This window comes from Parvularcula sp. LCG005, assembly GCF_032930845.1.
Lineage (GTDB): Bacteria > Pseudomonadota > Alphaproteobacteria > Caulobacterales > Parvularculaceae > Parvularcula.
In genome coordinates this window covers 2,274,629-2,301,104 of the sequence record NZ_CP136758.1, presented here as the reverse complement: position 1 = coordinate 2,301,104, position 26,476 = coordinate 2,274,629, and the positions used below count along the sequence as shown (strand labels likewise).

The 26,476-nt window shown below is 60.3% G+C and carries 30 protein-coding genes; 15 read left to right on the top strand and 15 right to left on the bottom strand.

The window, feature by feature from the left end; translation table 11 throughout:
• Positions 1 to 36: 36 nt before the first annotated feature.
• From cysE to RUI03_RS10850, 6 genes are read right to left on the bottom strand one after another with little or no spacing between them, the layout of a single operon-like run.
• Positions 37 to 846, bottom strand: coding sequence for a serine O-acetyltransferase (cysE, locus tag RUI03_RS10875; protein WP_317287486.1), 810 nt, complete (start codon positions 844 to 846; stop codon positions 37 to 39).
• Between the two features lie 2 nt (positions 847 to 848).
• Positions 849 to 1,475, bottom strand: coding sequence for an NUDIX hydrolase (locus RUI03_RS10870; RefSeq protein WP_317287485.1), 627 nt, complete (start codon positions 1,473 to 1,475; stop codon positions 849 to 851).
• Complete coding sequence (locus tag RUI03_RS10865; protein ID WP_317287484.1) at positions 1,472 to 2,338, bottom strand: peptidylprolyl isomerase; 867 nt, start codon at positions 2,336 to 2,338, stop codon at positions 1,472 to 1,474. Before RUI03_RS10865 ends, RUI03_RS10870 begins: the two co-directional genes overlap by 4 nt.
• Positions 2,335 to 2,802 (bottom strand): preQ(1) synthase, encoded by a 468-nt coding sequence (gene queF, locus RUI03_RS10860; protein ID WP_317287483.1) that lies wholly within the window; start codon positions 2,800 to 2,802, stop codon positions 2,335 to 2,337. The genes RUI03_RS10865 and queF overlap by 4 nt, the downstream gene beginning before the upstream one ends.
• A gap of 42 nt (positions 2,803 to 2,844) precedes the next feature.
• A complete protein-coding gene (gene blaOXA / locus RUI03_RS10855) occupies positions 2,845 to 3,648 on the bottom strand; it encodes a class D beta-lactamase (protein ID WP_317287482.1) in 804 nt (267 codons plus the stop codon).
• Positions 3,648 to 4,403 carry an enoyl-CoA hydratase-related protein gene (locus RUI03_RS10850; protein ID WP_317287481.1) on the bottom strand — a complete coding sequence of 252 codons (756 nt, stop codon included), beginning with the start codon at positions 4,401 to 4,403 and terminating at the stop codon, positions 3,648 to 3,650. Before RUI03_RS10850 ends, blaOXA begins: the two co-directional genes overlap by 1 nt.
• 65 nt (positions 4,404 to 4,468) lie before the next feature.
• Between RUI03_RS10850 and RUI03_RS10845 the strand changes: the two genes are divergently transcribed.
• Positions 4,469 to 5,185 (top strand): glutamine amidotransferase-related protein, encoded by a 717-nt coding sequence (locus RUI03_RS10845; RefSeq protein ID WP_317287480.1) that lies wholly within the window; start codon positions 4,469 to 4,471, stop codon positions 5,183 to 5,185.
• Positions 5,182 to 5,847, top strand: a complete 666-nt coding sequence (locus tag RUI03_RS10840; protein ID WP_317287479.1) for a glutathione S-transferase family protein — start codon at positions 5,182 to 5,184, stop codon at positions 5,845 to 5,847. Before RUI03_RS10845 ends, RUI03_RS10840 begins: the two co-directional genes overlap by 4 nt.
• A 9-nt stretch (positions 5,848 to 5,856) precedes the next feature.
• On the opposite strand, the gene RUI03_RS10835 is transcribed toward RUI03_RS10840, so the two are convergent.
• Positions 5,857 to 6,297: a Fur family transcriptional regulator gene (locus tag RUI03_RS10835; RefSeq protein WP_317287478.1), complete on the bottom strand. Its 441-nt coding sequence runs from the start codon at positions 6,295 to 6,297 to the stop codon at positions 5,857 to 5,859.
• A 108-nt stretch (positions 6,298 to 6,405) separates the two neighbouring features.
• On the opposite strand from RUI03_RS10835, the gene RUI03_RS10830 reads away from it, so the two are divergent.
• Positions 6,406 to 7,086, top strand: coding sequence for a DsbA family oxidoreductase (locus tag RUI03_RS10830; protein WP_317287477.1), 681 nt, complete (start codon positions 6,406 to 6,408; stop codon positions 7,084 to 7,086).
• Positions 7,086 to 7,604 (top strand): DUF6438 domain-containing protein, encoded by a 519-nt coding sequence (locus RUI03_RS10825; RefSeq protein ID WP_317287476.1) that lies wholly within the window; start codon positions 7,086 to 7,088, stop codon positions 7,602 to 7,604. Before RUI03_RS10830 ends, RUI03_RS10825 begins: the two co-directional genes overlap by 1 nt.
• Here the strand turns inward: RUI03_RS10825 and RUI03_RS10820 are convergent.
• Positions 7,601 to 8,581: an alpha/beta hydrolase gene (locus RUI03_RS10820; RefSeq protein ID WP_317287475.1), complete on the bottom strand. Its 981-nt coding sequence runs from the start codon at positions 8,579 to 8,581 to the stop codon at positions 7,601 to 7,603. The two genes, RUI03_RS10825 and RUI03_RS10820, sit on opposite strands and share 4 nt — an antisense overlap.
• Before the next feature lie 118 nt (positions 8,582 to 8,699).
• Between RUI03_RS10820 and RUI03_RS10815 the strand changes: the two genes are divergently transcribed.
• A complete protein-coding gene (locus RUI03_RS10815; protein WP_317287474.1) occupies positions 8,700 to 9,917 on the top strand; it encodes a RecQ family ATP-dependent DNA helicase in 1,218 nt (405 codons plus the stop codon).
• A 4-nt stretch (positions 9,918 to 9,921) separates the two neighbouring features.
• Here the strand turns inward: RUI03_RS10815 and RUI03_RS10810 are convergent, their stop codons facing one another.
• Positions 9,922 to 10,197 (bottom strand): hypothetical protein, encoded by a 276-nt coding sequence (locus RUI03_RS10810; RefSeq protein ID WP_317287473.1) that lies wholly within the window; start codon positions 10,195 to 10,197, stop codon positions 9,922 to 9,924.
• Positions 10,198 to 10,346: 149 nt separating this feature from the next.
• On the opposite strand from RUI03_RS10810, the gene RUI03_RS10805 reads away from it, so the two are divergent.
• Together RUI03_RS10805 and RUI03_RS10800 are read left to right on the top strand one after the other, a co-directional pair.
• Positions 10,347 to 10,808 carry an SRPBCC domain-containing protein gene (locus RUI03_RS10805; protein ID WP_317287472.1) on the top strand — a complete coding sequence of 154 codons (462 nt, stop codon included), beginning with the start codon at positions 10,347 to 10,349 and terminating at the stop codon, positions 10,806 to 10,808.
• A gap of 87 nt (positions 10,809 to 10,895) precedes the next feature.
• Entirely contained in the window at positions 10,896 to 11,600 is a 705-nt protein-coding gene (locus tag RUI03_RS10800) for an ion transporter (protein WP_317287471.1), read from the top strand.
• Here the strand turns inward: RUI03_RS10800 and aroC are convergent.
• On the bottom strand, positions 11,593 to 12,711 hold the full coding sequence (aroC, locus tag RUI03_RS10795; protein ID WP_410795870.1) for a chorismate synthase: 1,119 nt from the start codon (positions 12,709 to 12,711) through the stop codon (positions 11,593 to 11,595). The two genes, RUI03_RS10800 and aroC, sit on opposite strands and share 8 nt — an antisense overlap.
• Before the next feature lie 54 nt (positions 12,712 to 12,765).
• On the opposite strand from aroC, the gene pdxH reads away from it, so the two are divergent.
• Together pdxH and RUI03_RS10785 are read left to right on the top strand one after the other, a co-directional pair.
• The gene (gene pdxH, locus RUI03_RS10790; protein WP_317287469.1) at positions 12,766 to 13,449 is read left to right on the top strand and encodes a pyridoxamine 5'-phosphate oxidase; all 684 of its coding nucleotides are present in this window, start codon (positions 12,766 to 12,768) and stop codon (positions 13,447 to 13,449) included.
• A 17-nt stretch (positions 13,450 to 13,466) separates the two neighbouring features.
• Positions 13,467 to 13,874, top strand: coding sequence for a VOC family protein (locus RUI03_RS10785; RefSeq protein ID WP_317287468.1), 408 nt, complete (start codon positions 13,467 to 13,469; stop codon positions 13,872 to 13,874).
• Between the two features lie 5 nt (positions 13,875 to 13,879).
• Here the strand turns inward: RUI03_RS10785 and RUI03_RS10780 are convergent, their stop codons facing one another.
• Positions 13,880 to 14,287: a DUF6249 domain-containing protein gene (locus RUI03_RS10780; protein WP_317287467.1), complete on the bottom strand. Its 408-nt coding sequence runs from the start codon at positions 14,285 to 14,287 to the stop codon at positions 13,880 to 13,882.
• Between the two features lie 146 nt (positions 14,288 to 14,433).
• Between RUI03_RS10780 and RUI03_RS10775 the strand changes: the two genes are divergently transcribed.
• Positions 14,434 to 16,164, top strand: a complete 1,731-nt coding sequence (locus RUI03_RS10775) for a dipeptidyl-peptidase 3 family protein (protein WP_317287466.1) — start codon at positions 14,434 to 14,436, stop codon at positions 16,162 to 16,164.
• A gap of 46 nt (positions 16,165 to 16,210) precedes the next feature.
• On the opposite strand, the gene purD is transcribed toward RUI03_RS10775, so the two are convergent.
• Positions 16,211 to 17,464 (bottom strand): phosphoribosylamine--glycine ligase, encoded by a 1,254-nt coding sequence (gene purD, locus RUI03_RS10770; protein ID WP_317287465.1) that lies wholly within the window; start codon positions 17,462 to 17,464, stop codon positions 16,211 to 16,213.
• A gap of 96 nt (positions 17,465 to 17,560) precedes the next feature.
• Here purD and RUI03_RS10765 point away from each other — a divergent pair, with 96 nt between their 5' ends.
• On the top strand, positions 17,561 to 18,469 hold the full coding sequence (locus tag RUI03_RS10765; protein ID WP_317287464.1) for a hypothetical protein: 909 nt from the start codon (positions 17,561 to 17,563) through the stop codon (positions 18,467 to 18,469).
• Positions 18,470 to 18,472: 3 nt separating this feature from the next.
• The gene (locus RUI03_RS10760; RefSeq protein ID WP_317287463.1) at positions 18,473 to 19,303 is read left to right on the top strand and encodes a CoA ester lyase; all 831 of its coding nucleotides are present in this window, start codon (positions 18,473 to 18,475) and stop codon (positions 19,301 to 19,303) included.
• Here the strand turns inward: RUI03_RS10760 and RUI03_RS10755 are convergent.
• The 3 genes from RUI03_RS10755 to RUI03_RS10745 are packed head-to-tail and all read right to left on the bottom strand — an operon-like array spanning position 19,300 to position 22,402.
• On the bottom strand, positions 19,300 to 20,469 hold the full coding sequence (locus tag RUI03_RS10755) for an acyl-CoA dehydrogenase (RefSeq protein WP_317287462.1): 1,170 nt from the start codon (positions 20,467 to 20,469) through the stop codon (positions 19,300 to 19,302). The genes RUI03_RS10760 and RUI03_RS10755 overlap by 4 nt on opposite strands.
• Positions 20,466 to 21,689: an ABC transporter permease gene (locus tag RUI03_RS10750; RefSeq protein ID WP_317287461.1), complete on the bottom strand. Its 1,224-nt coding sequence runs from the start codon at positions 21,687 to 21,689 to the stop codon at positions 20,466 to 20,468. The genes RUI03_RS10755 and RUI03_RS10750 overlap by 4 nt, the downstream gene beginning before the upstream one ends.
• Positions 21,686 to 22,402 carry an ABC transporter ATP-binding protein gene (locus RUI03_RS10745; RefSeq protein ID WP_317287460.1) on the bottom strand — a complete coding sequence of 239 codons (717 nt, stop codon included), beginning with the start codon at positions 22,400 to 22,402 and terminating at the stop codon, positions 21,686 to 21,688. The genes RUI03_RS10750 and RUI03_RS10745 overlap by 4 nt, the downstream gene beginning before the upstream one ends.
• Positions 22,403 to 22,771: 369 nt before the next feature.
• Here RUI03_RS10745 and RUI03_RS10740 point away from each other — a divergent pair, with 369 nt between their 5' ends.
• The 3 genes from RUI03_RS10740 (at position 22,772) to RUI03_RS10730 (ending at position 26,393) form a co-directional block, all read left to right on the top strand.
• Positions 22,772 to 24,535, top strand: a complete 1,764-nt coding sequence (locus RUI03_RS10740; protein ID WP_317287459.1) for a DUF1800 family protein — start codon at positions 22,772 to 22,774, stop codon at positions 24,533 to 24,535.
• Between the two features lie 15 nt (positions 24,536 to 24,550).
• Complete coding sequence (locus tag RUI03_RS10735) at positions 24,551 to 25,951, top strand: DUF1501 domain-containing protein (RefSeq protein WP_317287458.1); 1,401 nt, start codon at positions 24,551 to 24,553, stop codon at positions 25,949 to 25,951.
• 103 nt (positions 25,952 to 26,054) lie between these two features.
• The gene (locus RUI03_RS10730) at positions 26,055 to 26,393 is read left to right on the top strand and encodes a PilZ domain-containing protein (protein WP_317287457.1); all 339 of its coding nucleotides are present in this window, start codon (positions 26,055 to 26,057) and stop codon (positions 26,391 to 26,393) included.
• The last annotated feature ends 83 nt before the right edge of the window (positions 26,394 to 26,476 follow it).

Genomic DNA, 26,476 nt, shown 5'->3' with positions numbered 1-26,476 from the left:
TATGCCAGAGGAATTAGGCCGAAACCGTGGCAGGGCTCATATCTTTTGGTCCATGGTTTGTGCCGCATTCCCGCAGCACTTGCCCACGGGCTTGGCCGGAACGCCAGCCACGGTGCAAAGCTCCGGCACTTCCTCAAGAACCACAGAGCCGGCAGCGACCTTGGCGCCATTGCCCACCTTGATATTCCCGAGGATCTTGGCCCCTGCGCCGATCAGCACATTATTGCCGATCTTGGGGTGGCGATCTTCATTGTCCTTGCCGGTCCCACCGAGCGTCACACCGTGCAGCATGGAAACATTGTCGCCGACGCGCGCCGTCTCACCAATCACGATGCCGTGGCCATGGTCGATGAACAGGCCTTTGCCCAGTCGGGCCGCAGGATTGATGTCGATGGCGAACAGCTCGGACATGCGCGACTGGAGATAAAAGGCGAGGGAGCCGCGCCCCTGACGGTACAGCCAATTGGCGACGCGATAGGACTGGACGGCGTGAAAGCCTTTGAAATACAGGAACGGCTGGGTCAGCTGCTTGCAGGCGGGGTCACGCTGGTAATAGGCCAGCATGTCCTCAAGGGCCGCATGGACAATCTCGGGCTCGGCGGCATAGGCGCTCATCGCCACATCGCGCCACAGCATGGCGTTCATTTCGTTGTCCGACAGCTTCTGGGCCAGCCGGTAGGAGAGGGCGGCTTCAAAGGTGTCATGGTGCAGGACCGTTGCGTTCAGAAACGAGGCAAGGACCGGTTCCTCTTCGGCTGCCGTCCGCGCCTCGACTGACAGGCGGGACCAGACGGTACTGGCGTCCAGCGGATGGACCATCTGCAGAATGTTGCGGGCCTCGTTCATCGTCATTCTCCTCGAACCGCCGGTCGCAGGATCGACGCCATCTCTGACAAGATGAGGTCGCGCGGCCGATCTGGCAACGCCCCCATTTGCGCTTTTATGATGGCCGTCTGAACCATCAGAATGGTCAACGCATCGTCAATCGACCCATCCATGACCTCACGGGCCAGCTGGCCAAAGGAAATACGCCGTTGGGACAGTACCTCATCGGGGTCGGGATCGGCTTCACCTTCGGTCAGATCCCAGGCAAGAAAATAGATCGCTGCCTCGTCGGTGACCGAGTTCGACAGGTGACTGCGGCCAAATTCCACGATCTGACCGGCACGTACGCCGGTTTCTTCGGCCAATTCACGATGGGCGGCCGCGACCGGTTCTTCAGTCTTTGGTGCGCCACCCTCAGGCAGCTCCCACGAATAGGCGTCGAAGGGGAAACGGTGCTGGCCGACCAGGGGAACCGTCCCATCGTCAAAGAGGGGCAGGACGCCCACCGCTACGTTCTTGAAACGGGCCACGCCGTAAATACCGGAGCGCCCATCCGCGTCGGTGACATCGTGATGCTCAACCGTCAGCCACGGATTATCATAGCCGATGCGGCGGGCATTGATGGTCCAGGGGCCGATCTTTTCCGTCATGGGGTCTCCGCCGGTGTCAGGCGCACCGGGATCGGCATCTGGCACAGATCGATATAATCGGCTTGATGGTAGAAGAACTCACCGGCGCGATTGGCGCGAGCCTTGATCAGGGCGCTGAACGTCTCGTTATTGGTGTCCATAATTTCGAGCGCTGTACGATCGGCTTCGGCAATGTCGCTGGCGACGGCCATGGTGACGATCGGTGTCCAGTCGGCCTCATTGGCAATAACACCGCTGTCGCCGAAATCGCCGCGAGGCATCGCCTGAACGATGTCCATGCCGTAAATCACCCTTCCTGCGACCGTCAGATTGCGGTCCAGATATCGCTGCGGCTGCAGGGTGACGTAGAATTCCGTGGACGCTGTATCGCGGGCCACGTCGCGGGCAAAGGCGAATGCGCCCGTACAATGGGCGAGCCAGACCTTGTCATCTTTTGCATCGCGCCCCGCGGGGTGACCGTTGATGAACCCGGCCTCAGCCGCGTAGCCGTCAGCATAGCCAAGGGGCGTGAACGGCAGGTCTTCCGGTGGTGTTTCATCGAACTCGGCTGTCAGGCTGCTGGCGGCGCTGCCCTTGTCCTTCGTTTCGCTCTGGTCACCGCCTTGGGCCACAAATCCGTGCACAACGCGGTAGAAGTTGAGGCCGTCATAGAAGCCTTCACGGGCCAATGTCTTGACCTGCGAGACATGCGCTTGGGCCAGGTCCGGGGAGAGGACGACGACAACCCGTCCCTTTGGTGTTTCGATATAGAGCGTGTTTTCAGGATCGACCGCCTGCCAGACCTCTGCCGGGGCGGCCTCCATGATCTCACCAACGGTCTTCAGCGGCTCATCGGCCAGCATCATCAGTTCAAGGAACATCATCCTCTCCCGCGATAAGGGGCGACGCCGGTGTCAGGCACGTAAAGGCCTTTCGGTGGCTCACCGGTCTGGTAAAATACATCAATGGGAATGCCGCCTCGGGGGTACCAATAGCCGCTAATCCGCAGCCAGCGCGGCTTCACCGCCTCGATGATCCGCTTGGCAATGTCGATCGTGCAGTCCTCATGAAACGCGCCGTGGTTCCGGTAGCTGCCCATCAGCAGCTTGAAGGACTTGCTCTCCACCAGATGCTGATCGGGTGCGTAGTCGACAACAATATGCGCGAAATCCGGCTGGCCCGTGACGGGGCAGATAGAGGTGAACTCGGGCGCGACGAAGCGGGCGAGGTAAAGCGTGTCCGGGTGCGGGTTCGGCACGGGGTCCAGCTGCGCGTCTTCGGGCCGCTGGGGCAGGGTGCTGTCCTGGCCAAGCTGCGTGCGGCCGTCATAGATGGAATTGTCTGTCATGGCCGCGATCTTGCGCATGCCATCTCAGAACGCAAGCGGCCTTCACGCCGCTGGTAGCGCGCCATAATCCGTCAGGATTTCGCGGCCAAGGCGGGTGCGCAGGTCCCAATCGCCGGTCTCGCCCAGATTGAGGTTGAGGGCGAAGAATACCGGGCCCTCATGGCGTTCAACCCAGCCCACCCACCAGCCAAGGCGGCCTTCAGGGGTTTCGGTCGCACCGGTCTTCGAGCGAAGGATATGCGCGGCGCTGGCTTCGGTGATCATGACGTCCTTCACGAGACGCTGGTGGCTGACGTCAAAGGGGAGTTGGTTGCGGTAAAGCTTCCGCAGAAACTCTATCTGTTCCGATGCGGAAATGCGCAGATCGCCGCTCAACCAGAACTGATCGATACCGCCGCCAGGATTGGCATTGCCGTAGTCACAGGCTTGCAGATATGTACGTTCGCGCTCTTCGCCGAGTTCCCGGGCCCATTGCTGATAGAGCCAGACCGTCGATTCCCGCATGGATGAACGAAGCGTCTGATCGGCGTTCCACGACGTGCGCCAGCGTTCCACGCCGTCCCAGGGAAAGACCTGAAACTCATCCTTCACAATACCGGCATCTAGCGCGAACAGCGCATGCGCTACCTTGAAGGTCGAGGCAGGGATGAACCGTTGGCGGGCCCGTTCGGGATTGTGGACCGTGAGAAAATCGTCGCGCCGACCATCCATCATGACGAACGTGCCCTCGACGCCTGCGCGCTCGAAATAGGCCTTTTTGGCGCCGTCGGCCAAAGCCCGCCCGGTGCCCAGGCTGGACACAGCGGCGAGCCCGGTCAGCATGGTTCGCCGATCGAGATCGATCATCACGATTTCTTGCTCATCATCGCCATGATCACCTGCTGCATCTCAGGGGATTGCAGGCGGCTCGCGAACTGTTCGGCCTCAACGCCGATGTGGGCTTTCATGTCGTCTACATCCACCGTCATCAGGGCCTTGGTCATGGCAATGGCTTGCGGCGGTTTTTGGGCAATGCGTTCGGCGATTTTGACCGCGTGGTCGCGCACGGGCCCATCGGTGATGACGGCATTGACGATGCCCATGTCATAGGCGCGCTGCGCACTGACTTTCTCGCAGAGCAGGAAGAACTCTGCCGCGATCTGGCGTCCGAACCGGCGCGGCAGGATGTAACTGGCCCCCGCCTCAGGCACGGTAGCAAGGTCGGTGAACGGCATGTGCAGATAGGCGCTGGGGTCGGCATAGACGAGATCGCAATGAAGTAGGATTGTCGCGCCAATGCCGATCGCGGGACCGGACACGGCCGCGATTACAGGCTTTTTCGCGGTGGCGACGGCTTCGATCCATTCCAGCACCGGTGGCTTCTTGTCCGACCCATCGCCAAGCAGACCCGTGGCGAAGGCCTTGAGGTCATTGCCCGCGGTGAAAATCTCATCGCCGCCCTCCAGCATGATGACGCGGATGTCGGGCGTGTCTTCAGCCCGGGAGAAGGCCGCCACCAGCGCTTCGTACATGTCGATGGTCAGGGCGTTCTTCTTGTCCTCACGCGCCAGACGGATTCGCAATACGCCGTTTTCTGTGGATGTTTTTATGTGGTCAGACATCGACACACCTCCCGTTTTTGGGCAATTGACGGCGCATTGAATGGATTTGCAAGGGACGGGTGCCAGTGACATCGACAATCGTCATCGCCGAGACAGGCCGTGCGCCGGGCAGCCTGTTCGCCGAGTATGGCGGCTATGACCGGATGATGCTCGACATGCTGGAGCGAGCCGGCCATTCCTTCTCGACACGGACAGTTGCAGTTCTTGACGGTGAGCGGCTGATGCCGCCAAACCCCGGTGAGGCGTTGATTGTCACCGGCTCCCCGGCCGGTGTTTATGACGACCACGAATGGATTGCACCTCTGGCCCAGTCGGTCAGGGAATGGGCGTCCGCCGGCGCACCCATGGTCGGGATCTGCTTTGGCCACCAGTTGATGGCGCACGCCTTTGGCGGGGAGGTCATCAAGTCGCCCAAAGGGTGGGGCGTTGGCGTTCACACCTATGACGTGGTGGGGGAGGCCCCGTGGCAGAATGGCCCCGTGCGATTTTCCTGTGCGGTCTCACACCAGGACCAGGTGGTTGCGCTGCCTGCCGGTGCCCAGCGCATTGCCGGATCACCGTTCTGCCCCAACGGCGTTATTCGGTACGCCGACGGTCCGGCGCTGTCGTTTCAGATGCACCCTGAATTCAGCCATGAATTTGCCCGCGATCTCCTTCATATGCGGCGGGACAGTATTGGAGAAGACGTAGCCGGCTGGGCACTGCCCACTTTTGATCATCCCTCCGACCGCGGCGCGATGGCCGACTGGATCGGCCAGTTCCTGAAAGGAAAATCGCAATGAGCCTGACGCTGATTATCGGGAACAAGAACCTGTCGTCCTGGTCGTTCCGTCCATGGATCCTGATGACCCAGTTCGACATTCCGTTCGAGGAGGTCATGATCCGGCTTGATGAGCCGGAAAGCCGCGCGTCGATCAAGACCCACTCACCATCGGGTCTGGTGCCCTGCTTGAAGGACGGGGACACGGCGATCTGGGATTCTCTCGCCATTGCCGAATATCTGAGTGAGCTTTATCCTGACCGTCATCTATGGCCACAGGACAAGGCTGCTCGGGCGCTCGCCCGGTCGATGACCTGTGAGATGCATTCGGGGTTCTCGGCCCTGCGCGGCGGGTGGCCGATGGATATCGCGACAAAGGATGCCGGGGTGACAGTGCCCTGGGGTGTCCGTCGCGATCTGGGGCGTATTTTCACCCTGTGGACCACGGCTCGCGAAACCCATGGCAGCGCCGGGCCGTTCCTGTTTGGCGCGTTCTCTGTCGCCGATGCGTTCTTCGCGCCCGTCGTCTCCCGAATTCGCTCCTTTGGTCCGGTACCGACCACGCCGGTCGTCCGTGACTATCTCGACGCCATGGAGGCGTTGCCAGCATTCCAGAAATGGGCTGATGGGGCGCTGAAGGAAGTCGCTGACGGCTGGTACACCGGCGAGCCGATCTATAGCTGAGCGCGCGGGTCAGGCGGCGTCTCGGCAGTCCATACAGATGCCGCGGATCTCAATCCGCGCGCTGTCGGCTGTAAAGCCTTTCGGCTGGGCGATGGAGCGCATGACAGACCATTCGAGCGTTTTGACACGGCTCTCTTCGAGCTCTTCGGCGCGACTGCATTGGGAGCAGACAAGAAACGTCTGCACCGGATGCGGGGTCTCATGATTGCAGATAACAAAGGAGTTGATGGCATCGAGCTTGTGGATCAATCCCTTCGACTCCAGACGGTCGAGCGCCCGGTAGACTGTCATCGGTGCCTTGATGCCGTGATCCTTGAGGGATGCCAGAAGCTCGTAGGCCTTCATCGGTCCTTCGGTCTGGCCGAGAACCTCAAGCACGAGGCGTTCGTTCCGGGTCAGTCGCTGTGACACGGTATGCGTGTGCTCCATATTGGCCGCCTGATGCGCCATGACGGTCCTCCATTCCCACATGTAAAGCGTGTTATGAACCACGCCATCGCGCAAGAGGAAAAATGTGCTTTTTTGGCCGCGTCCTCTTTAAAAGAAACGGAATAATACATGTTAGCCAGTCGTCCCTCCCTTCATATCGACATGATCGCCGATCCCATATGCCCTTGGTGCTACATCGGTTTTCGCAGCCTGGACTGGGCCTTGATGGCGCTATCATTCGAAGTTTCGCCGCAGGTGCAGTATCGGCCCTATCGGCTTGACCCTGAAACGCCGAAAGGCGGACGGGACCGCGCTGCAACCCTGGCGAGCAAATTTCCCGATACCGAAGCGCGTCAGCGGATGGATGAGGCCCTGCGACAGGCGATGAACGATGTGGGGGTTTCCTTCGATCCTGAGACGCCAAAGCTGATCCCGGACACCACGGATGCCCACCGCCTTCTGCGCTGGGCGCATGATGAAAACCTGCAGCATGACGTGTTGGCCGGGCTGTTCGAGGCCTATTGGCAGCACGGTGAAGACCTTTCGCGCCGCGAAGTGCTCGTCCAGGTGGCTGAAGCGGCCGGCATGAACACTGACAATCTGGCTGACAGGCTGGCGACCGCCGAGGACGTTTCCGCAGTGCGCGACGAGGCTGCGGAATTGCGCGGTGGCGGCGTGGACAGCGTACCGACCTTCATCGTCAATGAGCAGACGGGCTTTGCCGGTGCCCTGCCAAAGGCGCAGATGCTGGACGCGCTGCGCCAGCTGGCGCAGGAAACGTCGGCTATGGATGAAGAGGACGAGGACTGATGAAACGCATTCTGATCGCCATCGCTGTGCTGGCCGCCGGATGTACCGCGGCCGACAGTCCATCCGCACCCGCCGCCGACACAAGAGACGGTCAGATCCGCTATGAGACGACGATGTGTTTCGGCACCTGTCCGGTTCTGGATGTCATGGCGCGTATGGACGGGACCGTAACCTTCAGCGGTTTCCGGCCGCGCGTATCGGAAGGGGATGCTCAGGTCACTGAAACCTATCAGGTTGATCCAGCGGTGCTCAAGCAGCTGGTCAGCGATCTGGAAGAGGGCGGATTTTCAGCTCTCCTCGACAACTATAATGGCGCGGATGTGTGTCCGCAGCTGGCAACCGATGGTCCGTCCAAGATCGTCACGGTACAGGCGGGTTCGATCGACAAGCGCGTCAACTACTATACCCATTGCTGGGGGTTCGAAGACGAAGCGAAAGTCAAAGCCATGCTCGCCGAGGTGGAGCGTGTGCTGATGATCGACGAGAAGACTGCCGCCTATCTGCCCACGGACCGCTAGGCCTTCAGGTATTTTTCGAGGAACGCCAGCGACCTTGCATTGGCTTCCTCTGCCAGCGTGAAATTGGGGATCTGGTTGAAGGCGTGAATGCCGCCGGGATAGATGGCAAGCTCTGCCTCATTGCCGGCGGCAATCCATTTGGTTGCCATCAGGATCGTGTCGTCCACGAGGGGATCGAGCGTGCCAATCGTGAAAAGGGCTGGGCAGAGGTCTTCAACCGGGGCGTAAAGTGGTGACTGCTCACTGTGCCGCCGGTCTTCCATTGAGAATTGGGAAGAGGGCATGACCTGCTCAAAGAACCATTCCACGATCGGCGTGTTGATGATCAGATTGCGGTCACCCCAGGTCTTGCAGCTTGGCGATAGAGAAGCATCGTAGACACCGTAAACCAGGTTGGCGGCCTTGAACGGCGAGATGCCATGCCTGTCGCGCAGACGTATCATTGTTGTCGCGGCCAAATGGGCGCCAGCACTTTCCCCGCCGATCATCAGGACATCCGTCCCGAAAAGCTTGGACGCTTGTTCCTTGAGCCACATGGCCGCTGTCTCACAATCATCCCCTGCTGCGGGCCATGGATGCTCAGGTGCCAGGCGATACTCAACGCTGGCGACGACCATGTTGAGGCTGTCGGCCATGTGGGCCAGGGTCTGATCCTGTGCGTCCGCAGCGCCAATGGTATGCCCGCCGCCGTGAATGTGGATGTAGACGCCTCTGGCTTCGGCCTTTGGCTGGATGATCCGTACCGGCACTTTGCGGTCGAGGGCCTCGGCCTCCATCCAGCTCGCGCGCGGGTGCGGCGGCTGGTAGGCGAGGGCGCCTTCGCCGTCCCGACGACGTTCACGGACGGTTTCGGCGCCCAGCTCCATGATTGTTGGCGCTTCGGCCAGCAGCTGTTCGATCGCGTCGTTCATGGCGGCGGTCTCTGGCGAGATGGCTTCGGGCCGGAACAGGGCGGGATCGATAATCAGCGGCGACATGGCATTCTCCTTCGGGCGCATCCCTTGTGCCCAAAAGCCGGGCCAAATGCCAGACCGGCTTTGCGCTTGCTACAGAATCACGTCTATGTCAGTGGGCCCTCAGGTCACCCGGAAATGCATGTCTCAGCCCGCGCCAGAACTGGGTCTCAACACCCTTGAAACGCTTCAGTCGCGGTTTGGTCATAGCGACTTCAGACCCGGTCAGAAGGCGGTGGTCGAGGCTATGCTGGCGGGGGAGGATGTGCTGGCCGTTATGCCAACCGGCGCTGGCAAATCCCTCTGTTTTCAGTTGCCGGCCTTCATTCGCCCGGGCTTTGCTGTTGTCGTCTCGCCGCTCATCGCCCTGATGGAGAACCAGACCACCCTGCTGAAGGACCGCGGGCTGAATGTGGGGATGATCCATTCTGGCCGGGACCGCGCCCGCAACGTGGCAGACTGGAAGTCAGCAGCGACCGGGGACACCAAGCTTCTGTATATGTCGCCTGAGCGCCTGATGACGGGGCGGATGATCGCGGCGCTGCAGAAACTGCCCGTCAGTTTTTTCATCATCGATGAGGCGCACTGCATTTCCCAGTGGGGACACAATTTCCGCAGTGAATATCTCGCGCTGGCCGGTCTTCGCGATCATTTTCCGGACACACCGATCGCCGCCTTCACCGCGACGGCGAATGAAGAAACCCGGCGCGATATTGCCGACCGCCTGTTCCGCACAAATGCCCAGACGTTCGTACACGGTTTTGACCGGCCCAATATCTCCCTGCAGGTGATCGAAAAGGATCGTGCCGATCGTCAGGTCGCTGGCCTCGTGAAGAAACGCCGGGGGCAGTCAGGCATCGTCTATTGCCGATCCCGGCGCGCCGTCGAGAAAATGGCCGAAATCCTCGCCGACGCCGGTCACGATGCACTAGCCTATCACGCGGGGTTTTCGGGGGAGGAGCGGGCGTGGCGGCTGAATCACTTCATCGAAAAGGGCGGTGTCATGTGCGCCACCATTGCCTTCGGCATGGGCGTCGACAAGCCCGACATTCGCTATGTGATCCATCGCGATCTGCCCTCAAGCCTTGAAGCGTATTATCAGGAAATTGGCCGCGCCGGCCGGGATGGTGAGAAGGCTGAGGCCATTCTTCTTTACGGCTATGGCGACCTCGTGGCACGGCGCAAGATGATCGATTCAGGCGATAGCGACGACGCCATCAAACGGGTCGAGCGTCGAAAACTCGATGCGCTGGTGGATTTCTGTGACGCGCGAGCCTGCCGCCGCACGCTGCTTCTTCGGTATTTCGGTGAAAATCGCAGCCGACCATGCGGTGACTGCGACGTCTGTCTCGACCGCTGATGTCTCAGTACCGTTCAGGGCGGCGTGGACCGCGACGCTTCAGGAGCGATGTGACGGCCCAGATCGGCAGGACGACGATCGCTCCATAGGCCATGAAGCGCACAGCGGTACTGACACCACCCCATCCGAGGCCAAAGACCATCTCGATTGTCTCACGCGTGCGTTCGTAGACGCCTTCCCAGAAATCGAAGGGATCCGCGCCGAGAAAAGCCATGACGGCGCCAACGGCCAGGCTGGCCAGGGCCAGCTTGATCAGAGTGGTCCAGTTAAAACGCTGCATCGTCATCGCTCCCTTCGTCAAAAGACGTGCCTCATTAGATAGGGATGTCCGCCCGCTTTCAACAGAGGCGAGGTGATGCTTGCTGCGACGGAGGCGTCGCGGCAATATCAAGAACAACTTACGAGGGCGCTCAGGAGGCGTGTACGACCATGGCAAATGATGAGCGGATGCTGCAATTCCGCCGCGTTCTGGACGCGACCCCCGCGCAGGTCTGGCGGGCCTGGAGTGAGCCGCGACTGGTCGAGCGGTGGTGGGCGCCGGCGCCCGTCCTTACCCGGATCACCAATTTTGATTTTCGGCCCGGCGGCGCTTTTGACAGCGCCATGACCCTCGCAGATGAAACCGTCATCCACGGACAGGGCTGCTTCCTCGAGGTGGTGCCGGAGACGCGGATTGCCTTCACGGACATGATGACGGCGGGCTGGCAGCCGCAGGCCGAGGGCTTTTTTACGGCGATTTTCGACCTGTCTCCTGAGGGTGGCGGCACCGCCTATCACGTCCGGGCGCTGCACAAGACGGCGCAGGCCGCACGGGAACACGCTGAAATGGGGTTTATGGAGGGTTGGACCAATGTGGCCGCCCAGCTCGACCGTCTGGCCCAGCGTCTCTGACGATCGGCCATCGGGCTGAACACACCCCGTCGTCGCGCGGGCCCAATCGTGCTCTACTCAACCTGACGGGACGGGGAGGGCATGGTCATGCCGCGCGATAAATTCAGACGTTTTCGGCCGGGCGTGCGCGCCTTTGATTTGACTATTCAGTCCGTCATCATCATTTCGCTTGTGGCGATGACAGCGGGCACGGTGCAGAGCTTGCCGCGCGGCGTCCTCATCTTCTGTCACGTGCTGCTCGTTCTGTGCCTTCTGTTCTTCGTGCTGGAATACGCACTGCGCATCTATCTGGCGGAGAATCGATGGGGCTATATTTTCAGCTTCTGGGGGATTGTCGATTTTCTGTCGATCATCCCCAGTATTTTCCTGCCGGGCAGTGATGGTCTTGCTCTGCGTGCGGCGCGGCTGATCCGTCTTGTACGGATATTGAAGCTTTATCGCACATCCCATGCGCTCCACCGCCTCAACTGGGCGTTCCGGGCAGTGCGTCAGGAATTGCTCGCCATGCTGCTGATTGCGCTGCTGGTGTTTTTTGTTGCGGCGGCCGGGATCTATGAGTTTGAACACGAGGCCCAGCCGGAGGTGTTCTCCTCCATCCCCGCCGCCATGTGGTGGGCGGTCGCAACGCTCACGACAGTGGGATATGGCGATGCCTATCCCATCACTGTCGCAGGAAAGATCTTTACGGGGATTATCCTGGTGCTCGGTCTGGGCCTCGTGGCTGTGCCGACGGGCCTTCTTGCCGCGGCCCTGCAGCGCTCCGGCGAGGAATATGAGCGGGAGGTCAGATAGGGCCGAGGCGGCCAGTCTGCCCCCGGTGTAGCAGGGCGTGATCAGCAAGAACACACGCCATCATCGCGCGGGCGACGGGCACACCGCGAATGCCGACGCAGGGATCATGGCGGCCCTTGGTCACGATCTCCGTTTCCTTTCCGGCACGATCGACCGTTTTGCGCGGTGTCAGGATGGATGAGGTCGGCTTGATGGCGACACGGACCACAATGTCCTGGCCTGAGCTGATCCCGCCCAGTACACCGCCATTGTTATTGGACGTGAATACAGGCTGACCATCCGGGCCCATGCGCATTTCATCGGCGTTCTGAATGCCTGACAGCGTCGCTGCCGCCCTGCCGGCGCCGATCTCAAAGCCTTTGGCGGCGTTGATCGTCATCATCGCCATGGCGAGATCAGAATCGAGCTTGTTATAGATCGGTGCGCCCAATCCTGCCGGAACGCCGCGCGCGATAACCGTGACGAGCGCACCGAGCGAGCTGCCATCTTTCCGGGCCGCGTCCAAAATGGCTTCCCATTTCGCTGCGTCGGCCGGGACAGGGCACCAGAACGGGTTGTCGGCCACCGTGCTCCAGTCAGCCTCTGCTTCATCGATCGTGTGCGGCCCCATGCCGGTCAGACCCGCATCAATGGTGATGCTGCCGCCATAAAGGGATTTCAGAATTTCTTCGGCCACAGCCCCAGCAGCGACGCGCATGGCGGTTTCCCGGGCTGATGAGCGGCCGCCGCCGCGATAGTCCCGCACGCCATATTTGGCGTCATAGGTGTAATCGGCGTGCCCGGGGCGGAATTTGTCGCGAATGTCGGAATAGTCTTTCGACCGCTGATCGACATTCTCGATCATCAAGCTGATCGGCGTGCCGGTCGTAATGGGGCCGTCTGTGCGGTCATCTTCGAACACGCCGGACAGGATGCGGACCTGGTCAGGCTCCTGCCGCTGCGTCACGAAGCGCGATGTGCCGGGCCGCCGTTCGTCGAGCCGCCGCTGAATCATCGCTTCGGTGAGGCGAATGCCCGCGGGGCAACCATCAATGACACAGCCAATGGCGGGGCCGTGGCTTTCGCCCCAAGTGGTGACGCGGAACAGTGATCCAAAGCTATTCATTGACATATTCAATCAGGCCATTTCCCTAGGGCGTAAAAACACGCTAATCCAGATCAGCTTATGGATCACGAACAACTCATCCCGCCCACACCCTCTGACGAGGACTATCGCGCCGAAGCCGGCGCACAAGAGGCTTTTGCCGTCGATGAGGATCAAGGCAAGGTTTTTACGAACGACGATCCGCTGGAATTGTTCTCGGAATGGCTGACCCTGGCCAAAAAACACGAGCCCAATGACGCCAACGCCATGTCTCTGGCCACTGTGGACAGTGTCGGCATGCCGGATGTGCGGATCGTTCTGCTCAAAGACCTCGACGACGGTTTTATCTTCTACACCAATGCGACCTCCGCAAAGGGCGAGGAGCTGGCGGCCAACCCCTTGGCAGCGCTCTGTTTTCACTGGAAGACAATTCGGCGGCAGGTGCGGGTGAGGGGACTGACCGAGGCGGTCAGCAATACCGAGAACGACGCCTATTTCGCCTCGCGCAGCCGCGGTTCGCAGATCGGCGCCTGGGCTTCGCAACAGTCCAAACCCATGTCTGACGACACGATCCTGAAGACCCGGGTGGAAGATTACGAGTCGATCTATGATGGCCGGGACGTCCCGCGGCCGGAATTCTGGCGCGGCTATCGCCTCATCCCGTCATCGATCGAATTCTGGGTGAACCGGCCTTACCGTCTGCATGACCGGCTCCTGTTTCAGAACGATGGTGACGGCTGGACCCAAACCATTCTCTATCCCTGACCCCCAAAGAGGCCCTGATGACCGGAAAACACGTTGGACAGCCTCAGTGGATGGATTTGACCGTCGATGATGCAGAAACCGTGCGCGACTTCTACGCCGAGGTGCTGGGCTGGACCCATCAGCCGGTGGACATGGACGGATATCAGGACTTTGTGATGATGGCGCCGGACAGTGCGCCGTCACTGTCCACGACGCCGCCCTTCGTCGCTGCCGGTATCTGTCATGCCCGTGGGCCAAATGCCGATCTGCCGCCCCAATGGCTGGTCTATTTCGGTGTGGATGATCTGGGCCGCGCCTGCCAGGCAGCAACGCGGCTGGGCGGTACGCTTGTGTCCGACATCCGTACGATGGGCGAGCTCCGCTACGCAATCATAAAAGATCCCGCAGGGGCTGCCTGCGGGATCATGGAAAACAACGCGCCCTGACCGGGTCAGTCGGCGTCAGATTTCCGCGACCTGTTGAAAAAGGCCGATATCAGCAGCGCGACGCTGATCAGAGCCGGAATGGCGGCCACCCCCATCATGATCGGCAGGACCTTCTCATCACCTTCAACGCGCTGAATCTGATAGGCCATCACCACAAGGCCAACGGAAACCGCGAGAAGGATCAGGCCAGCTATCGCCTGACTGGACCGGGTGTCGCCATTGTCCTGCCCGTCGCAAAGACCCAAGGATTTGAGCGTGGCAGGGTCAACCGGTTGGCCCGAGCGCAGGATTTCCCGCATGGTCTTGTGCTTTTCGCGCGTTCTGAGCGTCAGAAATATGCCATTGATGATGAGGACAATGATCACGAAGCCAAATATCGTGATCGGTGAACCCCAGCCGAAATAATCAAACATCCCGTTCTCCCATGCTTTATATGAACTAGTTTAAGAATCAAACGCGGAATGTCAAGGTGGGCTGTTTGAACGGGGGCGCCAAGACTTCCGCCTTTGTCCACTTGGCGCTAGTGTCCGCGCCATTCGGCCAATCAGGAGCCTTTCCGATGATGTTCAAATCCCCGCTTTCTGTTTCCGTTCTCGCGCTGACCGCGCTTGTCGCCTGCGCGCCGGAGGCCAGTCCACCAGACAGCAGCGTGGCGACAGAGGCGAGTGTCGAGGTGCCGGCAGAAGAGAAAGCGGCACCGATTCCGGTGGCCAGCGGGGACGCGCTTCAGACGATGCGTGACCAGATCGCGGTCATTGAGATGTCACCCGATACCTCGTTCCTCACGGCTGAAGAGGTGCAGGTGGTCAATCTGCTCAACGAAGCTGGCAATCTGATGAGCGAGATCTACAAGCGCCAGGTGTCAGAACAGAACCCCGACTGGCGTCAGCAGATTGTCGCGAGTGACCTTGAGGACAAGGACCTGGTCCTTGAGCTTTTCGACCTGCATTTTGGCCCATGGGACACACTTGATCACAACAAGCCATTCGTTTTCGACATCGAAAGGCCGGAGGGCGCTGCCTTTTACCCGGCCGATATGAGCAAGGACGAGTTCGAGGACTGGATCGCTGCCCATCCTGAAGATGAGGAGGCCTTCCGGTCAGGCTATACGGTTATTCGCCGCACCGATGATGGCGGTCTCAAGGCTATTCCGTACCATGAGCATTATGCCGAGTGGCTGGAGCCGGCCGCGGAGAAACTTCGCCAGGCAGCCGCCATTACAAAGAACGAAAGCCTGAAAACCTTTCTCAATCTTCGCGCCGAGTCATTCCTCAGCGACGATTACTTCGAGTCTGAAATGGCATGGATGGATCTCGACGGGCCGATCGAGGTCGCAATCGGGCCCTATGAGGTCTATACGGACGGTCTGTTCGGATACAAGACGGCCTACGAGGCCTTTGTGACGATCAAGAACCCTGAGGAAAGCGCGGCACTCGACAAATATAAGAGCCTGCTTCGGGACATGGAGGCCCACCTGCCGGTCTCCGACGCCTACAAGAACTTCAAGCGCGGATTTGAATCGCCGATCGCGGTGGTGGATCAGGTCCATGGCGGCGGGGACAACGTGCCCGGCGTTCAGACAATCGCTTTCAATCTGCCCAATGACGAACGGGTGCGTGAAGCGAAGGGTGCAAAGAAGGTGCTGCTGAACAACGTCATGGGCGCCAAGTTCGAGCGGATCCTGCAGCCCATGGCCGAGCATGTCCTGGTCGACGAACAGGCGGACCTGCTGATGGAGAAATATATGGGAGCAGAGACACTGTTCCACGAACTTTCCCACAGCCTCGGCCCAGGGACCATCACACTCAACGGCGTTGAGACGACCGTCAATGCTCAGCTCAAGGAGCTTTACTCAGGGGTCGAAGAGGGCAAAGCCGATGTCATGGGCGCCTATAACATCCTATATATGATGGAGCGCGGTGAATTGCCGATCGCGGAGAAAGAGCAGTTTCTCGCGACGTATTTCACGGGGCTCTTCCGTGCGATGCGCTTCGGGATCAATGAAGCCCATGGCAAGGGCGCGGCGTTCCAGTACAGCTTCTTCAAGGATGCCAGGGCCTTCACCGTCGATCCGGAGAGCGGCAAATACCGCATCAACTTTGACAATCTCGAAGCGGCGATTAGTGATCTGACGGGCGAGATTGTCGTGCTGCAGGGCAATGGCGATTACGAAGCCGCCCGTTTGTTCCTGTCGGAATATGGCCGACTTGATTCGACCGCCCAAGGAGTCATTGAATCGATGACTGACATACCGGTGGATATCCAGCCGGTTTATCAGGACAAACTATAAGTAGCATCAACGGGGAAGGGGGCCGCTGGCCCCCTTTTTTGAGGACCTAGCGCAGGGCCTTGCCGATATCGGTGCGATAGAACCCTTCGGGCCAGTCGATCTTGGCCGCCGCGTCATAGCACTTGTTGAGGGCGTCACCGATCGACGTGCCCGTCGCCGTGACATTCAGGACCCGGCCGCCTGCTGCGGTCAGATGGTCACCCTCGAGCGCTGTGCCCGCATGGAAGACCACGACGTCGCGGTCGGCCTCGGCGAGCTTGATGCCGGCGATGATTGATCCCTTCTCATATTTGTCCGGGTAGCCGCGCGTGGCGATCACGATATTGGCGGCAGCGTTCGGGATGAAATCGAGCCCGACACCGGCGAGCCGACCCGTCGCAGCGCCCCACAAGGCCGGCATGATGTCACTGCGGATGCGGCGCATCAGGATCTGACACTCAGGATCTCCGAACCGGACATTGTATTCGATCAGTTTCGGGCCGTCGGCCGTCATCATCAGACCGGCATAGAGCACGCCGCGATAGGTGATGCCCCGCTTGCGTAACGCATCCAGCGTCGGCCGGATAATCTGGCTGTAGGCCGCTTCGATGTTCTCGGGCGTGTCCAGCGGCGTGGGGGAGAACCCGCCCATCCCGCCAGTATTCGGTCCCTCATCATTGTCGAAGGCCCGCTTATGGTCCTGGGCAGCGCCGAAATGCAGAAGCGTTTCCCCGTCGGTGACCGCGAACACGGACAGCTCCGTCCCGCGCAGAAATTCTTCGATGACTACGGTCTGGCTGGCCGCGCCGAACTGACCGGACAGCATGTTGTCGATAGTGTCTTCAGCTTCCTGCAGGCCCTGGGCGATGATGACCCCCTTGCCTGCGGCCAGGCCGTCGGCCTTGATAACATAGGGCGCGGACAGCGACCGCAGGAACGCCTTGGCCGGCGCTGCATCGGTAAAGGTCTGGTATTGCGCGGTGGGCACCCCGGCCTCGGCGGCCAGATCCTTCATGAACGATTTTGACGTTTCCAGCTGCGCGCCGTCTTTGGTGGGGCCAAAGCATGGAATACCTGCAGCCTGCAGGTCATCAGCCAGACCATTGGCCAGCGGTACTTCCGGCCCGACAATCACCAGATTGACGTTCTCTGCTTTCGCAAAGCCGACGATTTCGTCCGCCTTGAGGTCCACGTTTTCAGCGATGCCAGCGGTGCCGGGATTGCCCGGCGCCACGGTCAGCCGTTTCACCAGAGGGCTGCTGGCCACTTTCCAGGCCAGCGCGTGCTCGCGTCCCCCATTGCCGATCACCAGAATGTGCATGCCGAACCTTCTCCAACAATTCAGGTCACAGCGGATAGCCCGGTCGCTAGGGTGGATGCAATGGCGACGGGAACGAGAATACTGGCGCGCCGACAAATGACGGCGCTCACCCGCCGCGCGGAGGCGTGGCTGGCGCGTCATCCCCGTGCCCGAAAGGCCCTCCCCTGGGCGGGAGCCCTAGCGCTCAATCTCCTGCTGGCGGGCAGTCTTTTTCATCTCGCTGTGCCGGATGAGCCGCGAGGTAGGCTGGAGCCGAAGGTAGCCAATGTTTTTGTGGTGCCGACCCGTCCGGCGGAAGCTGAGCGCTACCCTGAGATTGAAGCGACGCCGTCGGCTTCGGACACAACTGCGGTAGCGGAAGAAGAGGAGGGGCCCGTCCCCGCGCCAGAGGGCGAGCTCGCTGAACAGCCTGCGGCGACCGCCGTGCCCGCCGGACGATCGGCGCCCGTCGATGACTTGCCCAGTGTTGCCGTGCCGGAAGTGGACCAGCCCACCGGCGATCCTGCCGGTATCATCGCCCTGAATTGCTATCAGTTTTTTTCGGACCCCGACAAGGCGGCTGAGTGCGCCGGTCGCGAGGTGTTGTCCGGATGGCAGGCCGAGATCAATGGCGGTGAAGATTGGGGGCGCATTGCCGAAGACCTGCGTCGCGGTGGCTACGCTCGGCCATCCTATGGCCCCGACGCCCTTGCCGGCATGGGGGAGAATACGACGGTCTATGAGCGGGCTGACCCCCGCTTTCGTGACAGGACATTCGATCCCACGCCGCGGCGCTTCCGCGAGGCCTTTGATTCGCCCGAAGAGCTTGCCAAGTTTGATGCCCTGCGGGATCCGCGGAAATATGCATCGCCGTTCAATCAGGATGCTTTTGCCGACAATGGCACGAGGCCGATCGAACCGCTGTCGGGCTGGGCGCCAAGCTGGATGTTGCGGGATGATCCCGATATCGATCAGAAGGATCTGGGCGAATTGCTGCGGCGAATAGAAGAAAACGACAAGGACTGAAGCATGACCGACACCCCTGACAGCCTTCACTGGCGCTCGCTTCTTTTTGTCCCTGGGTCTCGGCCTGACCGGTTTGCCAAGGCGGCCGGCGCGGAGACGGATCTGGTCTGCATCGATCTGGAAGACGCCGTCGCGCCCGGTGACAAGGACGCGGCGCGGGAGGCGACCCTCGCGTATCTCGCCTCGACCAAAGATCGCGACCGCCTGTTGGGCCTGCGGGTCAACGCAGTGGGGACCGAGGCCGGACGGAAGGATTTCGACGCGATTGCTGGCGCGGCCGGTATCGATTTTGTGATGGTCCCCAAACCGTCGGGTGCGGACGATATATCGGTCGTGCATGAGGCCTATGGCCACAATCGCATTATTGCAGTGCTTGAATCCGCTCGCGGTATTCAGAATGTTGAGGCCATTGCCGACCACCCCGGCGTTGTGGCCGCGATTTATGGCGCCATCGATCTGGCGGCAGATATTGGGTGTGACCTGTCATGGGAGGCGCATCTGTACGGACGATCACGCTGCGCTCTTGCCTTTGGCGCAGCGCGGAAGAAGCTGTTCGATGTGCCTTACCTGGACGTGCGCGATGAAGAGGGGCTGATAGAGTCGACCCGCCGCGCGAAGAAACTCGGGATTTATGCAAGGGCGGCGATCCATCCGGCGCAACTGGCGGGCATACATAAAGCGCTGGCGCCGACTGATGAAGAAGTTCAGTATGCGGAGCGGGTGATGGCAGCCTATGAAGCGTCCGACACCGGCTTGACGCTTCTTGACGGCAAGATGGTTGAGCTGCCGGTCATCAAATCTGCGCAGCGTATTTTAGCGGCCGCGCGTCACTAGAAGGCGGGTATGCCCGTCTGCCACCGGCCGAGGATCAGGGCGTGAACGTCGTGGGTGCCCTCATAGGTATTCACGGTTTCCAAATTCGCCACATGCCGCATGACATGATACTCGCCGGCAATCCCGTTGCCGCCATGGATGTCTCGGGCCTGCCGGGCAATATCGAGCGCCTTGCCGCAATTGTTCCGCTTCAGGAGCGATATCGTCTCCGGCGCGGCTGTGCCCGCGTCGAGGAGACGCCCTAGCTGCAGCGCACCTTGCAGGCCCAGCGTGATTTCGGTCTGCATGTCGGCCAGCTTTTTCTGAACAAGCTGCGTCGCGGCGAGGGGGCGGCCAAACAGCTGCCGATCCAGCGCATAGGATCGCGCAGCGTGCCAGCAGGCCTCTGCCGCGCCCATCGTGCCCCAGCAGATGCCGTGGCGCGCCTTGTTGAGGCAGCTGAACGGCCCCTTCAGTCCGCGAACTTCCGGCAGAAGCGCATCTTCTGGCACGATCGCATCATCAAGGACAATTTCGCCCGTGATCGACGCGCGCAGGGACAGCTTGCCGGTGATTGTCGGTGTGCTGAACCCTTTGGTGCCGCGCTCGACGATAAATCCGCGGATATCGTCATCCAGGCGCGCCCACACGATGGCGAGGTCCGCGATGGGTGAATTGGTGATCCAGGTCTTCGCGCCGTTCAGTCTGTACCCATCTGCAACGGCCACGGCCTTTGTGGCCATGGCTCCGGGGTCGGATCCACCATCCGGTTCGGTGAGACCAAAACAGCCAATGCGCTCGCCCGCCGCCATGTCAGGCAGATATCGCGCTTTCTGCTCCTCGCTGCCAAAAGCCTGAATGGCGTACATGGCCAAGGACGTCTGTACCGAAAGAGCGGACCGATAGCCGCTATCCACGCGCTCAATCTCGCGGGCCACAAGGCCATAGGCGACGTGACCGGCTCCTATGCCGCCATAGGTTTCGGGCAACATGACACCGAGCAGTCCATGAGCGCCCATAGCGGTCATGATCGACCGGTCAAAGTGTTCATCGCGATACGCGGCTACGACACCCGGCAGGAGACGATCGGAGGCGAAAGCGCGCGCACTGTCGCGGATCTGGCGCTCGTCATCGGTAAGCTGACGATCCAGCAGAAGCGGGTCATCCCATGAAGTCTTGTCGGTCATAATTTGACGGTCAGTCCATCGGCGAGGGAGTTGCGATAGGCCCGCCAGGCGGGAACCATGCCGAGCAGCGTCGCTGCCAGAACGACGAGACCGAGCAGCCCCAGATCATGGGCGCTCGGGCCAAGCCCGCTGAGCGGTACGCCGTAACGTTGCTCGATCCACGGTCCGGCCAGCCTGAGCCCACCATAGACAGCCGCTGCGCCCAGAGCCGCGCCGAGGGTCGCTACCAGTGTCGATTCCCAGACCAGGAGACTGAAGATATGACCGCGTTGCGCGCCCGCGGCTCGCAGTACGGCGACTTCACGGCGACGCTCATTCAGCGACGTCAGGATCGCTGTGAGCAGGCCGAGAAGACCCGTGATGACGACAAAGGTCGCCGTGACCGACAGGGCCGTCTGCGCCGCGCCGACCACTTCCCACAACTGGGCAAGGGCGATGCCGGGCATGATCGCGAGCAGCGCTTCTCCCTCATAGGTGTTGACGTCGCGCTGGTATTTCAGGGCCAGAGTCGGGTTCGACAACCCGACCAGAAATGCCGAAATCTGTTCTGGATCGCCTTCATGCTCACCGTTGATGTCTTCGTGGACCGCTTCCAGTCCGCCAAGCGAGACGTGCATGGTACGATCTACCGGTGTCCCGGTCGGCGCCAGAATGCCACTGACGATGAAGGGATGCCCGGCATGCTCTGCAAAGCCAGCGGAAATGATGCCGTGGGAGATGGTGACCTCATCGCCGACGCTGTAACCCAGCGTGCGGGCGACCTGCGCGCCAATGACGGTATCATGCTCATCGGCAAAGGCATCACCTGCGGCAAAGGCCAGCGCCCGCCCGCCGCCATAGCGGAAATGCTCAAAATACCGCTCGTCGGTGCCCAGGACGCGAAACCCCTTGTGAGTGTCTCCGAGTGACAGCGGCACGGTCCACTCAACGCCGGGCGCATTGGCAAAGGTCTGGTAGCTCTCCCAGCTGATATTCGCTGACGGCTCACCGATCCGGAAAACGGCGTACAGAAGAAGGTTCACTGAACCGGTCCGTGCGCCGACGATAATATCGGTGCCGGAGATTGTACTCTCGAAACTCTGCTCGGCTGCCTGCTCAATTTTCTGCACGCCCAGGAACAGGGTGACGGATAGGGCGACGGTCAGGACGGTGAGGATCGCTGTCGCCCGCCGGTTCGTCAGGCTCTTCCAGGCAAGGGACAAGAAAAATGACGGTTTCACGCCGCGCCCTCCACAATCGCCCTGTTGATATCGTGCAGGCTGATCTGCCGGTCGAAACGCGCGCCAAGGCTCTGGTCATGGGAAACAAACAGAAGCGCGGCACCGGTGCGATCAACCTCCTTCATCAGCGTGTCGATAAACACACCCCTCGCTGACGCATCGAGCGCCGAGGTGGGTTCATCGGCGATGATGAATTGCGGTGACCCGATCAGGGCCCGCGCTGCTGCCACCCGCTGTTGCTGGCCGACGCTGAGCTTGGACACGGCGCGTCCGGAACGTGCCACTTCAGCAAGGCCAAGACGGTCGAGCAGGTCGCGTGCCGCGTCCGGCCAGCTGCCCTGTGACGAACCGAGCGCCTGACCGCGCTTGGCGGAGAAGCGGCACGGCAACAGCACATTGTCGATCAGAGACAGATAGGGCAGCAGATTGAACTGCTGGAAGATGATGCCGAGATGCGCTGCGCGAAAGGCATCCCGCAGCGGCGCGGACAGGCTGGACATGTCCTGTCCCAGGACGCTGACCTGCCCGGATTGGGGCGGGGTGATGCCGGCGATCAGGGACAGAAGGGTCGACTTCCCGGATCCGCTTGCGCCCTGCAAAAAAATCCGTTCGCCTGCCGCAATCGTTAACGATTCAATGTCGATGACGGGGCTCGAACGCTTCCAGGAGAAGCGGACATTCGTCAGATCCAGCGCTGGGCTTGTCTCAGTCACTTCAGGATACGCCTCAGTTTCACTGCCCGCTTGTCTTACGCAGCCCCGCGCCTGACGCAACTGTCATCCCGCCGCACGGGGCGTTTGGCTGGGTGATAAGCTACTGGATTTAATACAGATTAGTTGGTTACCGTAATCTGACTTTAATTTCACCTCCGTACGACAATCTCACGCCGGAATAACGCTCGACACGAGGCCTTTCGCTTGGTTAACAATCTTCAGCTGACGAAGTTCAGCATGGGGAGACGTTGCAGGGAAAATGGCTTGCGGGACCAACCGGTCGCGCAGTGCAGCAACGCTCTTAGTGGGCACACCTGTGGGGCGCGGCATTTGGGCAAATGCCGGGCAGGTGAGCAGATGGGATTGGATATGATGCAATATAGGCGCATTCTGCGTCTGTGTGCGGTGGTTTGTGTTCTGGCCCTCCCTGCCTGTGGCGGGGGTGGCGGATCCAGCACGCCAGCACCGGCAGCCGTTGTCACACCACCACCGGCGCCGCCACCAGCGAAGCCGCCGACGTCGAATTCAACGGCGTCTCCTTATGTCATCGATGATGAGACCGAGGCCGCCACTTTTCTGGCGCAGGCCACGTTCGGCGCATCTCAGGCCGAAATCGATGCGGCGGTAGGGCAGGATCGGGTAGACTGGCTGAAAGCCCAGTTTGCCGCATCGCCCACCCTGTATCTGCCAACTTTGAAGGATCGCATAGACAACGGCGAGACGCTGGCGAAAAGTGCCCATACGGACCTGTTCTGGAACGCGGCAATCGCAAATAATGATCAGCTGCGCCAGCGCATGGTGTTCGCCCTGTCGCAGATCGTTGTGGTGTCCGAATCCCAGCTCCATTACGGCCCTGCATCCATGGCGCAATATATGGACGTGCTGTCCCGGGGCGCCTTTGGTAATTATCGCGACGTATTGGAGGAGGTCACATACACCCCGGCGATGGCCGAGTTCCTGACCTATCTGCGCAACCGCAAGGCCGACTCGAATACGGGGCGCCAGCCGGACGAAAACTACGCGCGCGAAATCATGCAGCTGTTCACGATCGGTCTGGTCGAGCTGCAACAGAACGGTGAACCACGGCTGGGCAGCAATGGTATGCCGATCAATACCTACACGAATGATGACGTTGTCGGACTTTCGCACGTGTTCACGGGCCTGGCGCTGCAGGGGTCGGGGTTCTATGCCACAGATATTACGCCGGAATCCGTATACTCGCGCCTCGTCATCTATCCCGAATATCACAGCGCTGACGCGAAACAGTTTTTGGGCATCACAATCCCGGCGGGCACGGGCGCTGCTGCCAGTATTGATCGGGCCCTGGATACGCTGGTCGCGCATCAGAACAGCGCCCCGTTCATCAGTCGCCAGTTGATCCAGCGCTTCACCCAAAGTGATCCGTCACCTGCCTACGTGCAGCGGGTCGCGCAGGCATTTGCTGCTGGACGCTTTACAACGGAAACCGGTGTGACCTTCGGGGCGGGTCGGCGCGGTGATCTGAAGGCCACGATCGCGGCCATCCTGCTGGATGAGGATGCCATGGACCGGGGCAATGATGCGGAAACGGTCGGCAAGGTCCGTGAACCGATCTTGCGCTTCCTGCACTGGGCACGGGCATTCAATGTCTATCCGGTGACGGCAGAAAACGAGAAGTCTCTCGTGGACACGTCGAACCCGTCAAATGCGCTGGGGCAACATCCATTCCGCGCAGCGTCCGTCTTCAATTTCTACCGTCCCGGATATGTGGCTCCAAAGACCGAGACCGGTGACGACGGCCTGACAGTGCCGGAATTTCAGGTATCTCATGAGGGCAGCCGAGTCGGCTACGTCAATTTCATGGCGTGGTACGTGATGGACAAGACGGCGGTCAAAACAGCTGGCACGACATCTTTCACGCCGGACTACGAATATGAAAAGTCGTTGGCTGATGTGCCGGCGGATCTGGTTGATCACCTCGATGAACTGCTGACCTTTAATCGCATGTCAGACGATACCAAGGAACTGATCATCGACGTCGTGGATGACATGCCGCTCGGCACGGGCAGCACGCGCGACAATGATCTTTTCGAGCGTGTGGGTGTGGCCATCCTGATGACGGTCACCGCCCCTGAATTCAGCGTGATGTATTAAGGTAAGGACAAGAGAATGGCCAATGTAAACCGCCGACAGTTCCTGTCCGGATTATCCGCCCTCGGCATGGCCGGTAGCGCGGGCATATTCAGCCAGCTCGTCGGCTCATCGGCGCAAGCGGCCGGATCGGGCTATAAGGCGCTAGTCTGCCTCATGCTGACAGGCGGAATGGATCACTACGACACAATTCTGCCCGCTGATGATATCAGTTATAACGCCTATGCGTCGTACCGTGGGGCACTGCTGTCGGCCTACGGCCAGGGCTACGGAACACGCGAAAGAGCGAGACTGAACCTGCTGAATGCCAGCAATATTTCTAAGTTTGGCGGACAGAAATTCGGTGTCCCTGATGATCTGGCGCCGCTGCAGGCCCTTTTCAACAGCGGCGATGCTGCGGTGGTGGGGAGCGTTGGTCCCCTGATCGAACCCATCGGCCGTGATGCGTACGAGGCGGGACGAGGGCTCATTCCTGCGCAGCTCTATTCGCATAATGATCAGCGTTCGACATGGATGACGTTCGGGACCGAAGGCACCGTCAAGGGCTGGGGCGGGCGTTTCGCCGATGGGTCGATGGCGCAGACGCATCCGTTCTCGGTTGTTTCAGCGGGCGGCATGACACCGTTTCTGACCGGCGATGAGGCCTATCCCTACATCGTTCGTCCCAATGGTCCGGTGCCAATGGTGCCGACCGATACCAACTGGGTCTTGCCCTCCGTCTATCGCAATGATCACACGCGGGCCGTTCTCGAACAGCATCTCGCCAGTCATGATATTGCATTGGGAAATGCTTTGAGCCGTGACCTTGCCCGCATGAATGGCCGCGCGATTGATGCGCAGAAGGAGTTCCAGACCTGCTGGAACATGCGCACCCAGGTCGCGACCAGTTTTCCAACATCCTATCTGGGCGCCCAGCTGCAGACTGTCGCTGAAACCATCGGTATGCGGAATCTGCTGAACGTGCCCCGCCAGGTGTTCTTTGTCCAGTTACCCGGTTTTGACACCCATTCGGGCCAGCCGACCCGACTGTCCGCGCTACACAGCGATCTGGCGGAGAGCGTGCGGTCCTTCGTGGCGGCGATGAAAGAGCTGGGTACGCATGACGATGTCACGCTGTTCACCCTGTCAGATTTCGGTCGTTCCATGATCGACAATGGCGACGGGACCGATCACGGCTGGGGCAGTCATCACTTCGTCGTGGGCGGTTCGGTCAAGGGTGGGGCCATTTACGGTGATATTCCGCCGCCTGATCTTAGCCTGCAGAACTACACGCGCTCCAAGGGACGCCTCATCCCCACGACGTCGGTTGATCAATATGCTGCGACATTGGGCGCCTGGTTTGGACTGAACAACACGGACCTGACCGCAGCGCTCCCCAATATCGGCAATTTCGGTCAGAAGACTCTCGGTTTCCTCTGACGTTTAGCTTGCTGCTAATTTGATGTCGGCGGTTCAATTGCAGGCTTTTGCGTAACGATATTTTGGGTCGGCCGATGATACTGTCTCCCCGGGAGAGACTGTCATGCATCTTGCGACCAACAATCTGTTGCCCGTGGCCGGCACAGGCCAGCGGCGGACCATCCGCTACACCCTTGATTCTGCGATTGACATCATGGCGAATGGCCAGCGGTGCGGCCTTGGCGCGCTGATCGATATTTCATCCAGCGGCGCCGCTTTTGAGTGTTTCAACAAATTGGCCGTGGGGCGGAATTATACGTTTCGCATCCATGTATTGGGGACGTTTCAGGGCCGCATCGTGCGCCATTTCAACTGTACGTCCTATGGCTTGAACTTCACGGGACCTGACAATTTTGAAGATGTTCTGGAGGTCGAGATCAGACGTCTGGGCCAGCCGAAGTAGACTGAGACGCGAATAAATATGCTTTCGGCAACAGAAAATCAACGCAGACTATCTATGACTGCCCATCAGGCCTTGCACTTCGG

What these genes read in the sequence shown, in the direction of transcription:
- cysE (WP_317287486.1), bottom strand. Translation starts at nt 846, where the DNA reads ATGAACGAGGCCCGCAACATTCTGCAGATGGTCCATCCGCTGGACGCC.
- RUI03_RS10870 (WP_317287485.1), bottom strand. Translation starts at nt 1,475, where the DNA reads ATGACGGAAAAGATCGGCCCCTGGACCATCAATGCCCGCCGCATCGGC.
- RUI03_RS10865 (WP_317287484.1), bottom strand. Translation starts at nt 2,338, where the DNA reads ATGATGTTCCTTGAACTGATGATGCTGGCCGATGAGCCGCTGAAGACC.
- queF (WP_317287483.1), bottom strand. Translation starts at nt 2,802, where the DNA reads ATGACAGACAATTCCATCTATGACGGCCGCACGCAGCTTGGCCAGGAC.
- blaOXA (WP_317287482.1), bottom strand. Translation starts at nt 3,648, where the DNA reads ATGATCGATCTCGATCGGCGAACCATGCTGACCGGGCTCGCCGCTGTG.
- RUI03_RS10850 (WP_317287481.1), bottom strand. Translation starts at nt 4,403, where the DNA reads ATGTCTGACCACATAAAAACATCCACAGAAAACGGCGTATTGCGAATC.
- RUI03_RS10840 (WP_317287479.1), top strand. Translation starts at nt 5,182, where the DNA reads ATGAGCCTGACGCTGATTATCGGGAACAAGAACCTGTCGTCCTGGTCG.
- RUI03_RS10835 (WP_317287478.1), bottom strand. Translation starts at nt 6,297, where the DNA reads ATGGCGCATCAGGCGGCCAATATGGAGCACACGCATACCGTGTCACAG.
- RUI03_RS10830 (WP_317287477.1), top strand. Translation starts at nt 6,406, where the DNA reads ATGTTAGCCAGTCGTCCCTCCCTTCATATCGACATGATCGCCGATCCC.
- RUI03_RS10825 (WP_317287476.1), top strand. Translation starts at nt 7,086, where the DNA reads ATGAAACGCATTCTGATCGCCATCGCTGTGCTGGCCGCCGGATGTACC.
- RUI03_RS10820 (WP_317287475.1), bottom strand. Translation starts at nt 8,581, where the DNA reads ATGTCGCCGCTGATTATCGATCCCGCCCTGTTCCGGCCCGAAGCCATC.
- RUI03_RS10815 (WP_317287474.1), top strand. Translation starts at nt 8,700, where the DNA reads ATGTCTCAGCCCGCGCCAGAACTGGGTCTCAACACCCTTGAAACGCTT.
- RUI03_RS10810 (WP_317287473.1), bottom strand. Translation starts at nt 10,197, where the DNA reads ATGCAGCGTTTTAACTGGACCACTCTGATCAAGCTGGCCCTGGCCAGC.
- RUI03_RS10805 (WP_317287472.1), top strand. Translation starts at nt 10,347, where the DNA reads ATGGCAAATGATGAGCGGATGCTGCAATTCCGCCGCGTTCTGGACGCG.
- RUI03_RS10800 (WP_317287471.1), top strand. Translation starts at nt 10,896, where the DNA reads ATGCCGCGCGATAAATTCAGACGTTTTCGGCCGGGCGTGCGCGCCTTT.
- aroC (WP_410795870.1), bottom strand. Translation starts at nt 12,711, where the DNA reads ATGTCAATGAATAGCTTTGGATCACTGTTCCGCGTCACCACTTGGGGC.
- pdxH (WP_317287469.1), top strand. Translation starts at nt 12,766, where the DNA reads ATGGATCACGAACAACTCATCCCGCCCACACCCTCTGACGAGGACTAT.
- RUI03_RS10785 (WP_317287468.1), top strand. Translation starts at nt 13,467, where the DNA reads ATGACCGGAAAACACGTTGGACAGCCTCAGTGGATGGATTTGACCGTC.
- RUI03_RS10780 (WP_317287467.1), bottom strand. Translation starts at nt 14,287, where the DNA reads ATGTTTGATTATTTCGGCTGGGGTTCACCGATCACGATATTTGGCTTC.
- RUI03_RS10775 (WP_317287466.1), top strand. Translation starts at nt 14,434, where the DNA reads ATGATGTTCAAATCCCCGCTTTCTGTTTCCGTTCTCGCGCTGACCGCG.
- purD (WP_317287465.1), bottom strand. Translation starts at nt 17,464, where the DNA reads ATGCACATTCTGGTGATCGGCAATGGGGGACGCGAGCACGCGCTGGCC.
- RUI03_RS10765 (WP_317287464.1), top strand. Translation starts at nt 17,561, where the DNA reads ATGACGGCGCTCACCCGCCGCGCGGAGGCGTGGCTGGCGCGTCATCCC.
- RUI03_RS10760 (WP_317287463.1), top strand. Translation starts at nt 18,473, where the DNA reads ATGACCGACACCCCTGACAGCCTTCACTGGCGCTCGCTTCTTTTTGTC.
- RUI03_RS10755 (WP_317287462.1), bottom strand. Translation starts at nt 20,469, where the DNA reads ATGACCGACAAGACTTCATGGGATGACCCGCTTCTGCTGGATCGTCAG.
- RUI03_RS10740 (WP_317287459.1), top strand. Translation starts at nt 22,772, where the DNA reads ATGATGCAATATAGGCGCATTCTGCGTCTGTGTGCGGTGGTTTGTGTT.
- RUI03_RS10735 (WP_317287458.1), top strand. Translation starts at nt 24,551, where the DNA reads ATGGCCAATGTAAACCGCCGACAGTTCCTGTCCGGATTATCCGCCCTC.
- RUI03_RS10730 (WP_317287457.1), top strand. Translation starts at nt 26,055, where the DNA reads ATGCATCTTGCGACCAACAATCTGTTGCCCGTGGCCGGCACAGGCCAG.